Raw genomic sequence first — 14,384 nt, 5'->3', positions numbered from 1 at the left:
TCCGATCCGGCAGGCCGTCGAGCGGTAGGAGGGTTCGGCGGCGGGCGGGATGTGGGGTTGGTGGTCCGCGGTTGGCATCAGCGGGCCCCCGCCAGGGGCACCCAGGCCTCGGGCCCGGTCGGCAGGTACGGCGCCATGATCACCGAGCGCCGACGGGTGCGCCGCTCCCAGGCCACCACGTACGGGCGGACGAGTGCGACCTCCTCCCCGCGCAGCAGCGCCGTGTGATCGGAGTGGTCGCTGTGCTCCAGGTGGAAAGCGGGCGCTGCCGTCGGCCGGCCCGGGTGCGGTACGGCAGCGACCGGCGGGCGGTCGGGCGTTAACGGGCGGCGGTGCCTGCCCCTGCTGGAGTGCCGCAGCCCTCTGGCTCGGGAGAGGGCGCGGCGGATACGGTCGAGCATGCTGGTCAGCTCCTATCGCTGATGGCTCGGTCCCCCGGCATCGCCCGCCGTGGGGGCCGTTTTGTGTGCGACGACCGCCCAGAGGGTTCGGTCGTTCAGGCTCGTGGCGAGGAGGCCGAAGCGGTCGGCGTCGGCCACGGCGGCCAGGACCTCACGCCAGGACTCGGCGGTGAGTGATGCCGGGACGTCCGCCTCGACCGTCGCGTGTCGGGGGTGTTCCTCCACGCGCGCGGTGAGCCCGAGGGCGGACAGCCGGGCGGCGATAGCCGCCGCACGGACTTCCGAATCGGGCACAGGGCAGCCTCCGCCACCGGCGATCACTTTAAGTGAAGCTGGTTAACTAGATTAAGGCTAGTGGACTAGATTTTCCATATGTCTGAGCAGCCGCCCTATCTCCGCATCGCCGACGAACTCCGGCGGCGGATCGCGGAGCACGTGTGGGAGCCGGGCGACCGGCTGCCCTCCCGCGCCCAGATCGGCCAGGAGTACGGCGTCGGCGACAACGTCGTCCGTCGCGCTCAGGAACTCCTGATCTCCCAAGGTGTGTTGGAAGGCCGTGCCGGTTCGGGGACGTATGTCGCAGAGCCGCGGCAGCGGGTGCGCATGGTGCGGTCAGCCGCGCGTGAGCGGCCCGACGGGTCGCCGTTCCGGGCGGACATGAAGGCCCTCAACAAGCAAGGCGGTTGGGAGAGTCGGACCGACGCCAAGGTTCCGGCACCGGCGGAGATCGCCGTCCGACTCGGCATCGGCGAAGGCGATCTGTGCGTCCGGACCACGTACGAGTTCCTGGCCGACGGCAAGCCCGTCCAACTGTCCACGAGTTGGGAGCCCTACGACCTCACCGCCGGCACCCTCGTCGTCCTCCCCGAGGGCGGGCCCCACTCCGGGGCAGGTGTCGTGAACCGGATGGCCGTCATCGGCGTCACCGTCAGCCATGCCGTCGAGCAGCCCGAGCCGCGGCAAGCCACCGCCGAGGAAGCGTCGTTGCTCGGCATCCAGAAGGCCGCGCTCGTGACGCACATCCGGCGGACCTACTACAGCGACCAGGGGCGGCCCGTGGAGACCGCGGACATCATCGTCCCCGCCGCCCTCTGCGAGATCGTCTACGAGGTTCCCGTCACCCGCTGACAGGCCCTCGCGCGTGCCCCTTCCGTGCCCCTCGCGTGCCCCATCGGGCGGGAAACCCCGGGGAGCACCGGGCAGCCACGGCGCCCGGCCGCCCCGGACACGGCAACGGCCCCCGACCCAGTTCCCCAGGTCAGGGGCCGTTCCTACTGCTCAGCGAGCGGAGGCGGTGGGATTTGAACCCACGGTGACATCGCTGCCACGACGGTTTTCAAGACCGTTCCCTTCGGCCGCTCGGGCACGCCTCCCCGCGTCGCCCCCGGACGGGCGGGCGGCGCGGGGACAAGAGTAACGGGTTGGCCGGGCGGGGCGGGGGTCAGCTGTCTCCGGTGCGGGAGCCCAGGGTCAGTTCGACGGTGTCGGTGCGGCTGCCGCGCTCGTAGGTGACGGTGACCTTGTCGCCGGGCTGGTGGGTCCAGATCTCGCCGATGAGGGTCGGGCCGGAGTCGATGACCCTGTCGTCGAGCTTGGTGATCACGTCGCCGGGCTTGAGGCCGGCCTCGGCGGCGGGGCCGCCGGGCTCGACGGCCGCGGAGCCGCCCGCGCCGGTGTCGGTGATCTTCGCCCCGTCGGTGGTGTCCTCCAGGGAGACCGAGGCGCCGATCTTGGCGTAGACGGGCTTGCCGGTCTTGATCAGCTGCTGGGCGACGTACTTGGCCTGGTTGATCGGGATCGCGAAGCCCAGGCCGATCGAACCGGACTGGCCCGAGCCGCCGAAGCCGCCGTTGCTCGTGGACTGGATCGCGGAGTTGATGCCGATCACGTTGCCCTTGGCGTCGAGCAGCGGGCCGCCGGAGTTGCCCGGGTTGATGGAGGCGTCGGTCTGCAGCGCGCTCATGTAGGAGGCCTGGCTGCCGGAGCCGTCGCTGGAGGCGACCGGACGGTTCTTGGCGCTGATGATGCCGGTGGTGACCGTGTTGGAGAGGCCGAAGGGGGCGCCGATGGCGATCGTGGAGTCGCCGACCGCGACGTCGTCGGAGTTGCCGAGGGTGAGCGGCTTCAGGTCCGACGGCGCGTTCTTGAGCTTGATCACGGCCACGTCGTAGCCCTGGGCGTGGCCCACCACCTCGGCGTCGTACTTCTTGCCGTCCGGGAAGGTCGCCGACAGCCGGCCGCCGTCCACGGCGTCCGCCACCACGTGGTTGTTGGTGACGATGTGGCCCTCCGTGTCGAACACGAAGCCCGTGCCGGTGCCGCCCTCGCCGCTCCTCGACTCGGCCTGGATGGTGACCGTGCTGGGCAGCGCCCGCTGCGCCACCCCCGCGACCGTGCCCGGGTCGCGCTTGAGGTCGCCGCCGCTGTCGGCGGCGGAGACGGTGGTGGAGCTGCTTGCGCTGTCGTCGTTCTTCGCCAGGACGTAGCCGAGGCCGCCGCCGACGCCGCCCGCGACCAGCGCGGCCGCCAGCACCGCCGCGACCAGGCCGCCCCGTCCGCGCCTGCCCGGCTTCGGTGCGCCGGGCTGGTACGAGGCGCCCCAGACGGTGCCCGAGCCACCGCCGCCGTACCCCGGGACCGGCCCGGCGGCGTGCGGGCCGGGCGGCGGCGGGGGCGGCCACGCGCCCTCGGGGGCCGGGCCGGCCTGATGCGGGTACGAGGCGTCCGGCGCCGGGGCGGCCGCGTACGGCGGGGGCTGCGGCGCGCTGGGGTGCGCGGTGGGATGCGCGGCGGTGGGGTATGCCGCGGTGGTGTCCGACCCCTCCCGCGGCTGCGGCGCCGGAGCGTCGTGGGCCGCGGGCTGGTGCGGTGCCGGGGCGGGCTCCCCGTGCGGGGCCTGCGGGGGCATCGGGGCGGCGCCCTCCGGCGCCTGCGGGGAGGACGCGGGCGTGTCCACCGGCACGGGAGGTGCGGACGGGGCCGGGGGAACCGCGGTGCCCTCGTTCTCGGTGCTCACAGCTTCTCTCCTCGTTCCACGGCTGTGGTCGCCGCGCAGCTTAGTTGTTTGTATGCCGTCAGCTTTTCCCACGGGCCGTCAGAGCACCATAAGCCGTGCCTGTGCGTCCGGGGGCATCCTTTATAGGGGCATCCTTTATATAGGACCTTTTTCACTTAACGGCCACGTTGCGGAGGCCGGACCGACGCCACTCGGACGTCTCGCCCACCCCCGGACGGTGGCACCATGACGCGGTGACCCACGCACGACAGCACCACACCCAGATCGTCGCCCACCGCGGCGCCTCCGAGGATGCCCCGGAGCACACCCTGGCCGCCTACAGGAAGGCGATCGAGGACGGCGCCGACGCGCTGGAGTGCGACGTGAGGCTGACCGCGGACGGGCACCTCGTGTGCGTGCACGACCGTCGCGTCAACCGTACGTCCAACGGCCGCGGCGCCGTGTCCGCCCTGGAGCTCTCCGAACTCGCCGCGCTCGACTTCGGCTCCTGGAAGCGGGGCGGCCAGGAGGAGCCCGACTGGGAGTCCCGGCCCGAGGACCCGGCCGAGACCTCCGTCCTCACCCTGGAACGCCTGCTGGAGCTGGTCGCCGACGCCGGGCGCCGCGTCGAACTGGCCGTCGAGACCAAGCACCCCACGCGCTGGGCGGGCCAGGTCGAGGAACGCCTGCTGCACCTGCTGAAGCGGTTCGGCCTGGACGCCCCGGCCTCGCCCGAGGACTCCCAGGTCCGCGTCATGAGCTTCTCGGCCCGTTCCCTGCACCGCGTGCGGGCCGCGGCACCGACCCTGCCGACGGTGTACCTCGTGCAGTTCCTCTCGCCCCGGCTGCGCGACGGACGGCTGCCCGCCGGGGTGCGGATCGCCGGGCCCTCGATCCGGATCGTGCGCAACCACCCCGGCTACGTGGAGCGGCTCAAGCAGGCCGGCCACCAGGTGCACGTGTGGACCGTGAACGAGCCCGAGGACGTCGACCTCTGCCTCGAACTGGGCATCGACGCCATCATCACCAACCGACCGCGCGCCGTCGCGGACCAGCTCGGCCGCTGAACCGGACCGCTGAACCGGGCCGGGGCACCACCGCGGCAGGCCCTCGGCGCGGCCTCCTCTGCGCGGCCCCGCGGTGCGCCCCCGCGATGATCACGGGGTGTGCACCGGCGCGTTCGCCGCGTGTCCGGTCGTGCCGAATGCGTCACCGGAACGTGCCTGGCCGGTTTCCGGTACAGGCCAATGGGGCATCCACACCGTGGCGTGGGGCGAAGGAGGTCTCGGGGGTGGCGTTGGTGGTGGCACAGGAGGTGCCCACGTCGTCGAGCATGGCCGTGCCCCATGGCCCTGCGGGCGTGGGCGAGGCACGGCACCGGATGCGTGCCCAGCTGCGCACGGGCGGGGTCGCGGAGACGGTCATCGACGACGCCGTACTGATCCTTTCCGAACTGCTGAGCAACGCGTGCAAACACGGGCGGCCGCTCGACGGCGCCCTGGCCGGGGACGGCGACGTACGGGCCGCCTGGCGGGTCGACGCGGACGGCCGGCTCCTGGTGGAGGTCACCGACGGCGGCGGTCCCACCCGCCCCGCTCCGGCGACCCCCTCCGTCACGGCGCACGGCGGCCGCGGGCTGAACATCATCACCGCGCTCGCCGACGACTGGGGGGTGCGGGACGACGCCCGCGGCGAGGTCACCGTATGGGTGGTGGTCCACGACGACGTGCACGATCCCGATGCCGGGCGGCGCCGCGACGACTTCGCTACGCGCGTCATCGCTCCGTCCGTCCCGGTCATCACCGACCTGGACTTCGCGGACGCCTTCGACGATCTCGACTGACCGGACCGGCGGAGCCACCTGACCGACCGGCCCGACCGGACCGGTGGGCCGGGCCGGGCCCACCTGCCGGCCCCGCCGGGCCGACCGGCCGGCCCCGCCGGAGCGAGCCGTGGTCGCCTCAGGGTCCGGCCGCCTCCGGGACGACCGGGTGGGGTGACGGGGCCGTGCACAACGCTCCCGTCGTCCACAGGGTCCCGTCGCCGTCGGCGTGAGCGGCTAGGCTCCCGCCCGTACGACAAGAGCCGTAACCGGGAGACCTCACGATGGCCAAGAAGCGCCCCCAGACGAAGGCCGCGCAGCCTCAGATCACCGACGGGGAGATCCCGGTCGTCGGTGCCCGCGAGCCCTGCCCGTGCGGCAGTGGCCGCCGCTACAAGGCGTGCCACGGCCGGGCCGCCGCGCACGCCGCGACCGAGCTGGTGCAGCGCCCGTTCGAGGGCCTGCCGGGCGAGTGCGACTGGGTGGCGCTGCGCGAACTGGTGCCGGCCGCCACGGTCGAGCTGCCGCTCAAGGAGGGCCTGCCCGAAGGCGTCCCCTCGGTCGGTCTCGCCACGGTGCTGCCGATGGCGTGGCCCGCGCTGCGCCGCGAGGACGGCTCGGTGCTGCTCGCCCTGCAGAACGACACGGCGTCCGGCGACCTCAGCCGCGACCTGGCCGACACCCTGCAGCGGGCGCTCGAGACGGAGCCCGGCAACCCGGTGCAGGGCCGCCGGGCACCCGCCGACGGGCCGCGGCTGCAGGACCTGCTCGACGCGGAGGGCGCTTTCGAGCCGGTCGTGCACAGCGGGTTCGAGTTCTGGGTGCCGGACGCGGAGAACGCCACCCCGGACGTGGCCGCCTCCCTGGAGCGGGCCAACGCCGCCGCCATCCCGACCGTGAAGCTGACCGGCGTGGACGCCGCCTACTGGTGCCGGACCCCGGAGAAGAACCACCTGCGGTGGGTCATGCCGCATCCGGAGGAGCGGCTTCTGGACGCCCTGGCCCGGCTGCACGCGGCCGGCGGCTCCGGCCTGGGCGAGGGCACCCGGCTGGTGGGCTCCTTCCGTGCTCACGGGCTCACGGTGCCGGTGTGGGACCTGCCGAGCGAGATCGGCGCGGACGACATCGAGAAGCCGGCCGCGGGGTTCGCCGAGCGCCTCGCCGCCGCCCTCGCCCTGGACACGCCGCTCACCCCGGAGGAGCGCCGGGCCCGCGGCGGGCTCACCAACCGACAGGTCACACTGAGCTGATGCCGCGTCCGCGCATCCGGGTGGCTGACCGGTCGGTCCGTCGCCCGGACCGCCCCCGCGCGGCCGCCGGCAGCGTCAACTCCCCTGCGGCGCAGGCCTGATCGGTTGTCCGAATAGCCGACGGAAAACCGGGATCGAATTTGCGAACAGCCGATCTCTTGTTACCGTTCCAGTAGCCCGGTTGCTGGTGCATCCCCCGTCGCCAGCAACCGGGTCTCTCTGTCCCGGGCCCCGGGCGCGCACCGCGGGCGCGGCTCGACAAGGTGCGCCCGGAGGCTGTTCGAGCCGGGCCCGGCGGGCCGGTCAGCGGGGGTCGCTGCCCGTCCGCAGCAGCAGCGGCGCGTCCGTCCCGGTCCCCGCGAACTCCGCGACGGCGGTGTACCGGTCCGGTCCGGCAGAACCCGGCTCGCCCCGGTCCTGCGGGGAACGGCCCCACCCGCCCCCGTCGGCCCCGCCGCCCCCGTCGCTCCGGTCTGTCCGGCCGTTCCCCTCGATGCGATCGTTCCGGCCGTTCCCCTCGCTCCCCTCGCCCCGGCCGCCCCGGGCGTCCCGGTCGCGGGGCGTGTCGCAGGACGCCGGCTCGTCCCCGGCACTCACCGCGCAGCGCATCCGCACCGTGCGGCCCTTCGGCCCCATCAGACTCAGTACGGCCTGGAGCGCCCGGCCCGTCGCGTTGCGGTAGTAGGTCCGCGCCCAGACCTCCTCCCCCCGGGCCAGCACACAGGTCTGCGCCTCCACGCCCTCGGGCGCGGTGAGTTCGGGCCCGCAGCGGGCGGCCGCGCCGGCCCCCGGACGGCCCGGCAGCGACGGAACCGGCACCTGACCCGACCGCTGCGGCCTCGACCGCCCCGCAGGTCCCGTCGTCCGGGCGTGGCCGGGGAAGGACGCGGCCGCCGGCCCCTTCGCGTCGGCGTCCGGGCGCTCGGTGTCCGGGCGCTCGGTGTCCGGGCGCTCGGTCTCCGGGCGGGACGTGGCCCTCGGGGCGCGCGCGGGCAGCCGTACGGTCGTCCGCTCGCCGTCGCCCGCCGGGCCCGCGGACGCCACGGCCAGCGGCAGCGCGATCGCGCCCGCCGCGACGCCCGTGAGGGCGAGCAGGCGAAGGTTCATGGCAGGGACGATAACCAGCGCGAACGGACGCCCGGCTGCGCCCGCGCCCGACACCCCTACAACTCGGGCGCGCTCACACCCGTACGAGTGAGGGCGTCGACGACCGCGTCGACCACGGCCTCCACGTCGGGCACCCACGGCGAGGCGGACCCGGGCAGCGGAGCGCGCTCCCAGCGGATGTCGCCCTGGCCGGTGGTGGACGGCGGCAGGGCGAGGTAGCCGCCCTCGCTGTGGAAGCGCAGCGAGCCGGGGACGAAGTCCTTGGCGTACAGCAGCTCGCCCAACTGCTCCATGGTGTAAGGCCGTACGAGGATCGCCCAGCGGGTGGGCGAGGCGACCACCGGGCCGAGGCGCATGCCGGTGCGGTCCAGGGCGTCGAGAGCGCGGGCGGCGGCCGGGGCGGGCAGGCTCACCGCGCAGGGCGCCGGCCCGCCGGTGGCCAGGACGACCGGGGCGGACGGCCGGTTGGCCCACCACCAGCGGACCATGCGTTCGTCGGTGGTGGCGGCGAGCAGGCCGGGGTCGAAGGGGTGGGCGCCGGGCACCGTGCACTCGGGGTCGGGGCAGCCGCAGCGGGAGCGGGCCTGCGGGTCGGCCGCCGCGCCGGGCAGAACCGGCCACTGCCATTGGGTGGCGAACGTCAGGGCCGCGCCGATCAGCTCAGGGCTCCCGCCGGCACGCCGGGACAGGAGCCTGCGTCGCCTTCCGAGGATCTCGCGCATGAGCGCTCGTTCCTTTCCGTTGCACGCCTGGCAACACCGTGGGCCACATACACCGCGTCTCGATGAACACCGTGTGTCGTTCACTGCACTGTGCGTACCTGCTGGCGCATCACACCCCTGCGAAAACGCGAGGTTCCCCTGCGGGCCGGGGTACGGCCGGGCCTCGGTCCGGGCCGGTTCCGGCGGGACCCGGACCGACCCGTTCCCGGGCCGGACCCGGCCGGGGCGACGGCCGGAACGCCCGCCGTCGCGGCCGGGGCCGACCGTTCTGTCCGTACTCGTCTGCGTCCGTACTCGTCTACCAGAAGCACGGGCATGGCGTGGGGTGGCGAAGTCTGGCGTTTTGCCGGTCCCTCGTGTTTCTCCGCCTCCGCCACGGGAGGATGGGGCACGGTCGTCGGTGGCTATGACGCTCGGGTCCGTCGCCAGGTTCCGGGTGGCCCCCAACCACCCCTGGCCTTCTCCGAGTACGTACCCATCACGACCGGTGTGACGCTCCTGCGAGCAAGCCCAGTCGACCTCAACAAGACGTCGCCCGAGTCAGTTTTAAGCCAACTTTGCCTTTCCGCAAGAGGAGCGGCCACCTCTCCCGAAAGCCTCATGGACACCAGGAATCCCAGCAGGACAATGCTGGACATCCCCTCACGAGTGCGTGTACATGTGGAGACACTGCTAGCGGCGCAGAATGACCTGGGGGTTTTCCATGCTTTTGAGCAAAACGCACCGGTCGGAAAGCCGGACACCGTGAGCGCCCCGCACCCTCCTAAAGTGGCCGGAATCGATTCAACGGTTCCCGCACCCGCACACACTGGCGCGCCCGCGCAGACCGCCGCACCGGACGTCCCCCCGGCCTCCACGGGCGCCGGAGCCCTGCTCCAGGACCGCCTCGCCGGCTGGGTCTCGGACCTCACCACCCTCCACGAACTCACCGAACGCCTGGTCCGCACGGACACACTGACCGACGCCCTGCAGGAACTGCTGCGCGCCGGAGCCGCCCTCGTGGGTGCCCGGCGCGGTCTCGTCGTGCTGGAACCCGGCGACGGCCTCGGCCCCCGCACCACCCTCGGCCTGGGCCTCGGACCCGCGGATCTCGGCCATATCGAGACCGTGCCGCGCGGCTCGCTGCCGTACGGCGAACTCCTCGACACCCCGGCCGGACTGCCCGGCGGCGTGGCCGAGATCGTACGGTCCGACCTGCTCGGTGAGGACGCCCTCGACCCCCGTCACCGCGAGGTGGCCGCCCGCCTCGGTTTCGCCGCCAGCTACGCCCTCCCGCTGTCCACCGAGCCCGCCGGCCGCCTCGGCGCGGCGGTGTGGCTGTACGACGAGCCCGCCGAGCCGCTGGAGCGCCAGCGCCACCTGGCCGGGCTCTACGCCCGCTACGCCACCGAGCACCTCGCCCGGCTGCTGGAGGTCGAGCGCACCCGCGCGTGCATGGCGACCATGTCGGAGGAGCTGCTGCCGTCCCGGCTGCCCCGGGTCGCCGGGGTCCAGCTCGCCGCCCGGCACCGCACCTCGGCGCAGGGCGGCGGCGACTGGTACGACGCGCTGCCGCTGCCCGACGCGGCGCTCGGCCTGGCCGTCGGCTCGGTCACCGGGTCGGGGCCGAGCGCGGTCGCCGCGATGGGCCGGCTGCGGGCGTCCCTGCGCGCGTACGCGGTGATGGAGGGCGAGGACCCGGTCGCCGTGCTGTCCGACCTGGAGCTGCTGCTGAGGCTGACCGAGCCCGCGCGCTCGGCCACCGCCCTGTTCGCCTACTGCGAGCCGGCCGCGCGCAAGCTCACCCTCGCCGGGGCCGGGCACTGCCCGCCGCTGGTGACCGGCGAGCGGCGCACCGAGTTCGCGGAGACCTCGGTGTCGGCCCCGCTGGGCATGCTCGCCTGCTGGGAGGCGCCCAGCGTGGAGATCGACGCCGAAGCAGGAGAGACGGTTCTTCTCTACACCGACGGGCTGCTGCACCGTACCGGCGACCCCGTCGACCGCGCCTTCGCCCGGCTGCACGCGGCCGCCGGCGGGGTGCCCCGGGCGCTGCGCCGGGACCCCGACGCGGTCGCCGACCACGTGCTGCGCGCGATGCTGCCCGACGGGGCGGACACGGCCGACAGCACGGAGGACGTGGTGCTGCTCGCGGCCCGCTTCGAGTGAGGGCCCGCTTCGAGTGAGGGCCCGCTTCGAGTGAGGGCCCGCTTCGAGTGAGGGCCCGCTTCGAGTGAGGGCCGGCTTCGAGTGAGGACGGCCGGCCGCCGCGGGACCCCCGGGCCCACGCCCTCCGCCCGCACCCGGGGGCCCCGCGGCCGGACCCCGGCCGGGTTCCCGCCGGCCGGCCGGGGCCGTGCCGGACCCCTGGTGCGGCTCCTGCCCGTGACCTCCCCGAGCCGGTGCGTGACGGGGCTCACGGCCCTGGGCCCCGGGCCGTACGACCGTACGATGGAGGAGGTCCAGCGCCGTATCGAGGAGGATGACCGTGGCCGAAGATCTCCCGGAGACCCCGGAAGAGACCGAAGAGCCGATCAAGCAGCGCAAGAACGGCCTGTACCCGGGCGTGTCCGACGAGCTGGCCGAGAACATGCAGTCCGGCTGGGCGGACACCGAGCTGCACGACCTGCAGCCGATCCCGCAGGCCGGCCGGACCGCCGAGCGCCGGGCCGCGCTGTCGGCGCGCTTCCCCGGCGAGCGCCTGGTGGTCCCCGCGGGCAACCTCAAGACCCGGTCGAACGACACCGAGTACCCCTTCCGCGCGTCCGTGGAGTACGCGTACCTCACCGGCAACCAGACCGAGGACGGCGTCCTGGTCCTGGAGCCGTCCGGTGACGGCCACACCGCGACGATCTACCTGCTGCCGCGCTCCGACCGCGAGAACGGCGAGTTCTGGCTGTCCGGGCAGGGCGAGCTGTGGGTCGGCCGACGGCACTCGCTGACCGAGGCGGAGAAGCTGTACGGCATCCCCGCGTCGGACGTGCGCGAGCTGCCCGGCGCGCTGCGCGAGGCGGCCGGCCCGGTCCGCGTGGTGCGCGGCCACGACGCCGGCATCGAGGCGGCCCTGACCGACAAGGTCACCGCCGAGCGCGACGAGGAACTGCGGGTCTTCCTGTCCGAGGCCCGGCTGGTCAAGGACGAGTTCGAGGTCGCCGAGCTGCAGAAGGCCGTCGACTCGACCGTGCGCGGCTTCGAGGACGTGGTGCGCGTGCTCGACAAGGCCGAGGCGACGTCCGAACGGTACATCGAGGGCACGTTCTTCCTCCGCGCGCGCGTGGAGGGCAACGACGTCGGCTACGGCTCCATCTGCGCCTCCGGCCCGCACGCCTGCACACTGCACTGGGTGCGCAACGACGGCCCGGTGCGCTCCGGCGACCTGCTGCTGCTGGACGCGGGCGTCGAGACGCACACCTACTACACCGCCGACGTCACGCGGACGCTGCCGGTCGACGGCCGCTACTCGGAGATCCAGCGGAAGATCTACGACGCCGTGTACGACGCCCAGGAGGCGGGCATCGCGGCCGTACGCCCCGGGGCGAAGTACCGGGACTTCCACGACGCGGCCCAGCGGGTGCTGACCGAGCGGCTGGTGGAGTGGGGGCTCGTCGAGGGCCCGGTCGAGCGGGTGCTGGAGCTGGGTCTCCAGCGGCGCTGGACGCTGCACGGCACCGGGCACATGCTCGGCATGGACGTGCACGACTGCGCGGCCGCCCGCACCGAGACCTACGTCGACGGCGTCCTGGAGCCGGGCATGTGCCTGACGGTGGAGCCCGGCCTGTACTTCCAGGCCGACGACCTGACGGTGCCCGAGGAGTACCGGGGGATCGGCGTGCGCATCGAGGACGACATCCTGGTGACCGAGGACGGCAACCGCAACCTCTCCGCCGGACTGCCGCGCCGCTCCGACGAGGTCGAGTCCTGGATGGCGGACCTGAAGGCCGGCCAGGCCTGAGTCCCGAAGGCCTGAGTCCCGAAGGCCTGTGCCCCGAAGGCCTGAGTCCCGTCCGCGCGGACCCCGCGGACCGTCCGCCCGGCACGCGCCCGAGGCCTCGGCGCCCCGTCCGGCGCCCGTCCGGCGCCCGTCCGGCGCCCGTCCGACGTCCGCCGCCCTGTCCCGGGGCGGCGGGCGTCGCCGTGCTGCGGGCCGCCGGCTCAGGCCGTCATCAAAGGGGCGTCGTCGCGCCATTTGAGCAGCTTGTGGAAGCTCACGACCGTGCCCCCGCGAACGGGCTCCCTGCCGATGTGGACGTGGTCGGCGAGCTCCTGGATGAGGCAGAGCCCGCGGCCGTGCTCGGCGTCGGGGCGGATGCTGCGGACGGCCGGGGCCGGGGTGAAGCCCGGTCCCGAGTCGGCGACCTCGATCCGGCACATCTCGCCGTCGAGGTAGGCGGTCACGCTGTACGCCTCCGAGGACGTGCCCTCGGGCAGCAGCCCGCCGTGCTCGACGGCGTTGGCGCAGGCTTCGGTGAGAGCGACGGACAGGTCGAAGGAGATGTCCGGGTCCACGCCTGCGGTCTCCATCGTGCCGATCAGCAGGCGCCGCGCGAGCGGCACGCTCGCGGCCTCACGCCGCAGATGGAGTGACCACCAGATGCTCATGCTCCAGCCTCCCGGCCACGGCTCGACGTATCGATACGTATTGCCACGGGTTCCCGAACGTAAGCGTTCAATCAGCGTGATGCCGCCCATATGGGGGATGCGTCGGGCGTGCCACTCGGTGTATGTGGGACGGGATGCGCGGCAGCGGTTCCCGCACCGGAAGCGCACGGTCCGCCGCGGGGCGCCCGCAGGGGCCTGCCGCGGGGCGACCCGGCGAGGCGAACGAGTGGAGTGACCGGGCGAGGCGAACGACCGGAGCGACCGGACGAGGTGGCCGGACGGGGCGACCGGGCGAGGTGACCGGACGGAGTGACCGGCCGGAGTGACCGGACGGGGCGACCCGGCGAGGCGAACGAGTGGAGTGGCCGGGCGAGGTGAACGACCGGAGTGACCGGACGAGGTGGCCGGCCGGAGTGGCCGGGGAGGTGTGCCGGGGCGTGCCGGGGGGTGCCGGGGGTGTCGGGCGGGCCAGGGTGCCGGGCGTGCCGGGGGGTGTGCCGGCCTGCGCCGTGCCCGCGCGGTCAACCGGGCCCGCCGCGCGAAGTGGTGCCGATCGGGCCGCAGGGCGCGGATGCGCCCGTAGGAGGTCACTCCGGGCGGTACGGCTCGTTCCGGTCCGTACGCCATCTTGCGGACCTGCCGTACGACAGGCGTGGGGCCGGTGCGATGATAAGGCCGCCATGTCTGCCCCCCACTCCTGCACGACGTCGTCCGGAGCCCGGCTCCGGATGCTGCGGGCCGCGGTGTTCGCCGCGGTCTGCGTCGTGCTGTCCGGGGCCGGGCACGCCGTGGCCTCCTGTGCCGCGGTGCCGTTCTGGGCACTCGGCGCCGGGTTCCTGGCCGTCCTCGCGGCGACGGCCCCGCTCGCCGGACGGGAACGCTCGCTGCCGGGCATCGTCGCCCTGCTGGCGGCCGGGCAGGCGGTGCTGCACACCCTGTTCGGGCTGGGGCAGCACGGCACCACGGTCGTGACACAGGGCACGGGTGACGCGGCCGTGGTGGCACGCGCCGCACGGCTGCTGTGCGGGACGACCGCCGCGGCCCTCAGTCCGGCGCAGGCACACCGGATCCTCAGCGACGCCCGGCTGCTGCCCGCCGGCGGTTCGGGCACCGGCTCGCTCCCCGCGCACGGCCCGGCGGGCACCCTGGCCGGTCCGGGCGGTCTCCTGCCGTCCTCGCCGGCCCTGCTGCTGCCGTCGCTGCCGATGCTGCTCGGCCACGTCCTCGCGGCGCTCGCCGCCGGCTGGTTGCTGCGCCACGGCGACCTGGCCCTGCTGCGGCTGGTCCGGCTGTCGGCGCACGGCGTCGCCGAGGGAGCGCTGATGCGTTCCCTGCGCGGGGCTCTCGCGCTGGTGCGCACCCTGTACTCGGGGCTCGGCAACACCCCGGAGGTGCGTCCGCGGACGTCCCGCGCGGCGCTGCTCACCCCGCCCGGACCGCGTACCGCCGCACTTCAGCACTCGGTGATCCGGCGCGGGCCCCCGGCGGCCGCGCACCGCCTCGCCGCCTGAC

13 protein-coding genes and 1 tRNA gene are annotated in these 14,384 nt (G+C 74.2%); 7 read left to right on the top strand and 7 right to left on the bottom strand.

All coding sequences use genetic code 11. From position 1 onward, the window contains the following. Positions 1-77: 77 nt before the first annotated feature. Positions 78-401: a hypothetical protein gene (locus AC5K6T_RS23535; RefSeq protein WP_493211937.1), complete on the bottom strand. Its 324-nt coding sequence runs from the start codon at positions 399-401 to the stop codon at positions 78-80. A gap of 12 nt (positions 402-413) precedes the next feature. Then, positions 414-695, bottom strand: a complete 282-nt coding sequence (locus AC5K6T_RS23530; RefSeq protein WP_493211935.1) for a hypothetical protein — start codon at positions 693-695, stop codon at positions 414-416. Positions 696-773: 78 nt separating this feature from the next. On the opposite strand from AC5K6T_RS23530, the gene AC5K6T_RS23525 reads away from it, so the two are divergent. After that, positions 774-1,529, top strand: coding sequence for a GntR family transcriptional regulator (locus AC5K6T_RS23525; protein WP_493211934.1), 756 nt, complete (start codon positions 774-776; stop codon positions 1,527-1,529). Between the two features lie 158 nt (positions 1,530-1,687). Here the strand turns inward: AC5K6T_RS23525 and AC5K6T_RS23520 are convergent. Together AC5K6T_RS23520 and AC5K6T_RS23515 are read right to left on the bottom strand one after the other, a co-directional pair. Further along, positions 1,688-1,774 (bottom strand) — tRNA-Ser (locus tag AC5K6T_RS23520). Positions 1,775-1,842: 68 nt separating this feature from the next. After that, positions 1,843-3,417 carry a S1C family serine protease gene (locus tag AC5K6T_RS23515; protein ID WP_493211933.1) on the bottom strand — a complete coding sequence of 525 codons (1,575 nt, stop codon included), beginning with the start codon at positions 3,415-3,417 and terminating at the stop codon, positions 1,843-1,845. 233 nt (positions 3,418-3,650) lie between these two features. On the opposite strand from AC5K6T_RS23515, the gene AC5K6T_RS23510 reads away from it, so the two are divergent. From AC5K6T_RS23510 to AC5K6T_RS23500, 3 genes are all read left to right on the top strand, one after another. Then, positions 3,651-4,463, top strand: a complete 813-nt coding sequence (locus AC5K6T_RS23510) for a glycerophosphodiester phosphodiesterase (protein WP_493211931.1) — start codon at positions 3,651-3,653, stop codon at positions 4,461-4,463. A 137-nt stretch (positions 4,464-4,600) separates the two neighbouring features. Continuing rightward, complete coding sequence (locus AC5K6T_RS23505) at positions 4,601-5,239, top strand: ATP-binding protein (protein WP_493211930.1); 639 nt, start codon at positions 4,601-4,603, stop codon at positions 5,237-5,239. Positions 5,240-5,502: 263 nt separating this feature from the next. Further along, positions 5,503-6,468 carry a DUF5926 family protein gene (locus tag AC5K6T_RS23500; protein WP_493211929.1) on the top strand — a complete coding sequence of 322 codons (966 nt, stop codon included), beginning with the start codon at positions 5,503-5,505 and terminating at the stop codon, positions 6,466-6,468. 303 nt (positions 6,469-6,771) lie between these two features. Here the strand turns inward: AC5K6T_RS23500 and AC5K6T_RS23495 are convergent, their stop codons facing one another. Both AC5K6T_RS23495 and AC5K6T_RS23490 read right to left on the bottom strand, forming a co-directional pair. Then, positions 6,772-7,575, bottom strand: coding sequence for a hypothetical protein (locus AC5K6T_RS23495; protein ID WP_493211928.1), 804 nt, complete (start codon positions 7,573-7,575; stop codon positions 6,772-6,774). A 56-nt stretch (positions 7,576-7,631) separates the two neighbouring features. Further along, positions 7,632-8,297 carry a bifunctional DNA primase/polymerase gene (locus AC5K6T_RS23490; protein WP_493211927.1) on the bottom strand — a complete coding sequence of 222 codons (666 nt, stop codon included), beginning with the start codon at positions 8,295-8,297 and terminating at the stop codon, positions 7,632-7,634. Positions 8,298-8,924: 627 nt separating this feature from the next. Between AC5K6T_RS23490 and AC5K6T_RS23485 the strand changes: the two genes are divergently transcribed. Next, positions 8,925-10,442 carry a PP2C family protein-serine/threonine phosphatase gene (locus tag AC5K6T_RS23485; RefSeq protein WP_493212199.1) on the top strand — a complete coding sequence of 506 codons (1,518 nt, stop codon included), beginning with the start codon at positions 8,925-8,927 and terminating at the stop codon, positions 10,440-10,442. A gap of 313 nt (positions 10,443-10,755) precedes the next feature. Further along, on the top strand, positions 10,756-12,225 hold the full coding sequence (locus AC5K6T_RS23480; RefSeq protein WP_493211925.1) for an aminopeptidase P family protein: 1,470 nt from the start codon (positions 10,756-10,758) through the stop codon (positions 12,223-12,225). A 200-nt stretch (positions 12,226-12,425) separates the two neighbouring features. On the opposite strand, the gene AC5K6T_RS23475 is transcribed toward AC5K6T_RS23480, so the two are convergent. After that, positions 12,426-12,872 (bottom strand): ATP-binding protein, encoded by a 447-nt coding sequence (locus AC5K6T_RS23475; RefSeq protein ID WP_493211923.1) that lies wholly within the window; start codon positions 12,870-12,872, stop codon positions 12,426-12,428. A gap of 680 nt (positions 12,873-13,552) precedes the next feature. Here AC5K6T_RS23475 and AC5K6T_RS23470 point away from each other — a divergent pair. Beyond that, on the top strand, positions 13,553-14,383 hold the full coding sequence (locus tag AC5K6T_RS23470) for a hypothetical protein (RefSeq protein ID WP_493211922.1): 831 nt from the start codon (positions 13,553-13,555) through the stop codon (positions 14,381-14,383). Position 14,384 lies beyond the last annotated feature (1 nt).

It is taken from the genome of Streptomyces sp. B8-7 (assembly GCF_058833805.1).
The sequence above is the reverse complement of the archived record's forward strand: the minus strand, read 5'-3'. Positions and strand labels throughout refer to the sequence as shown.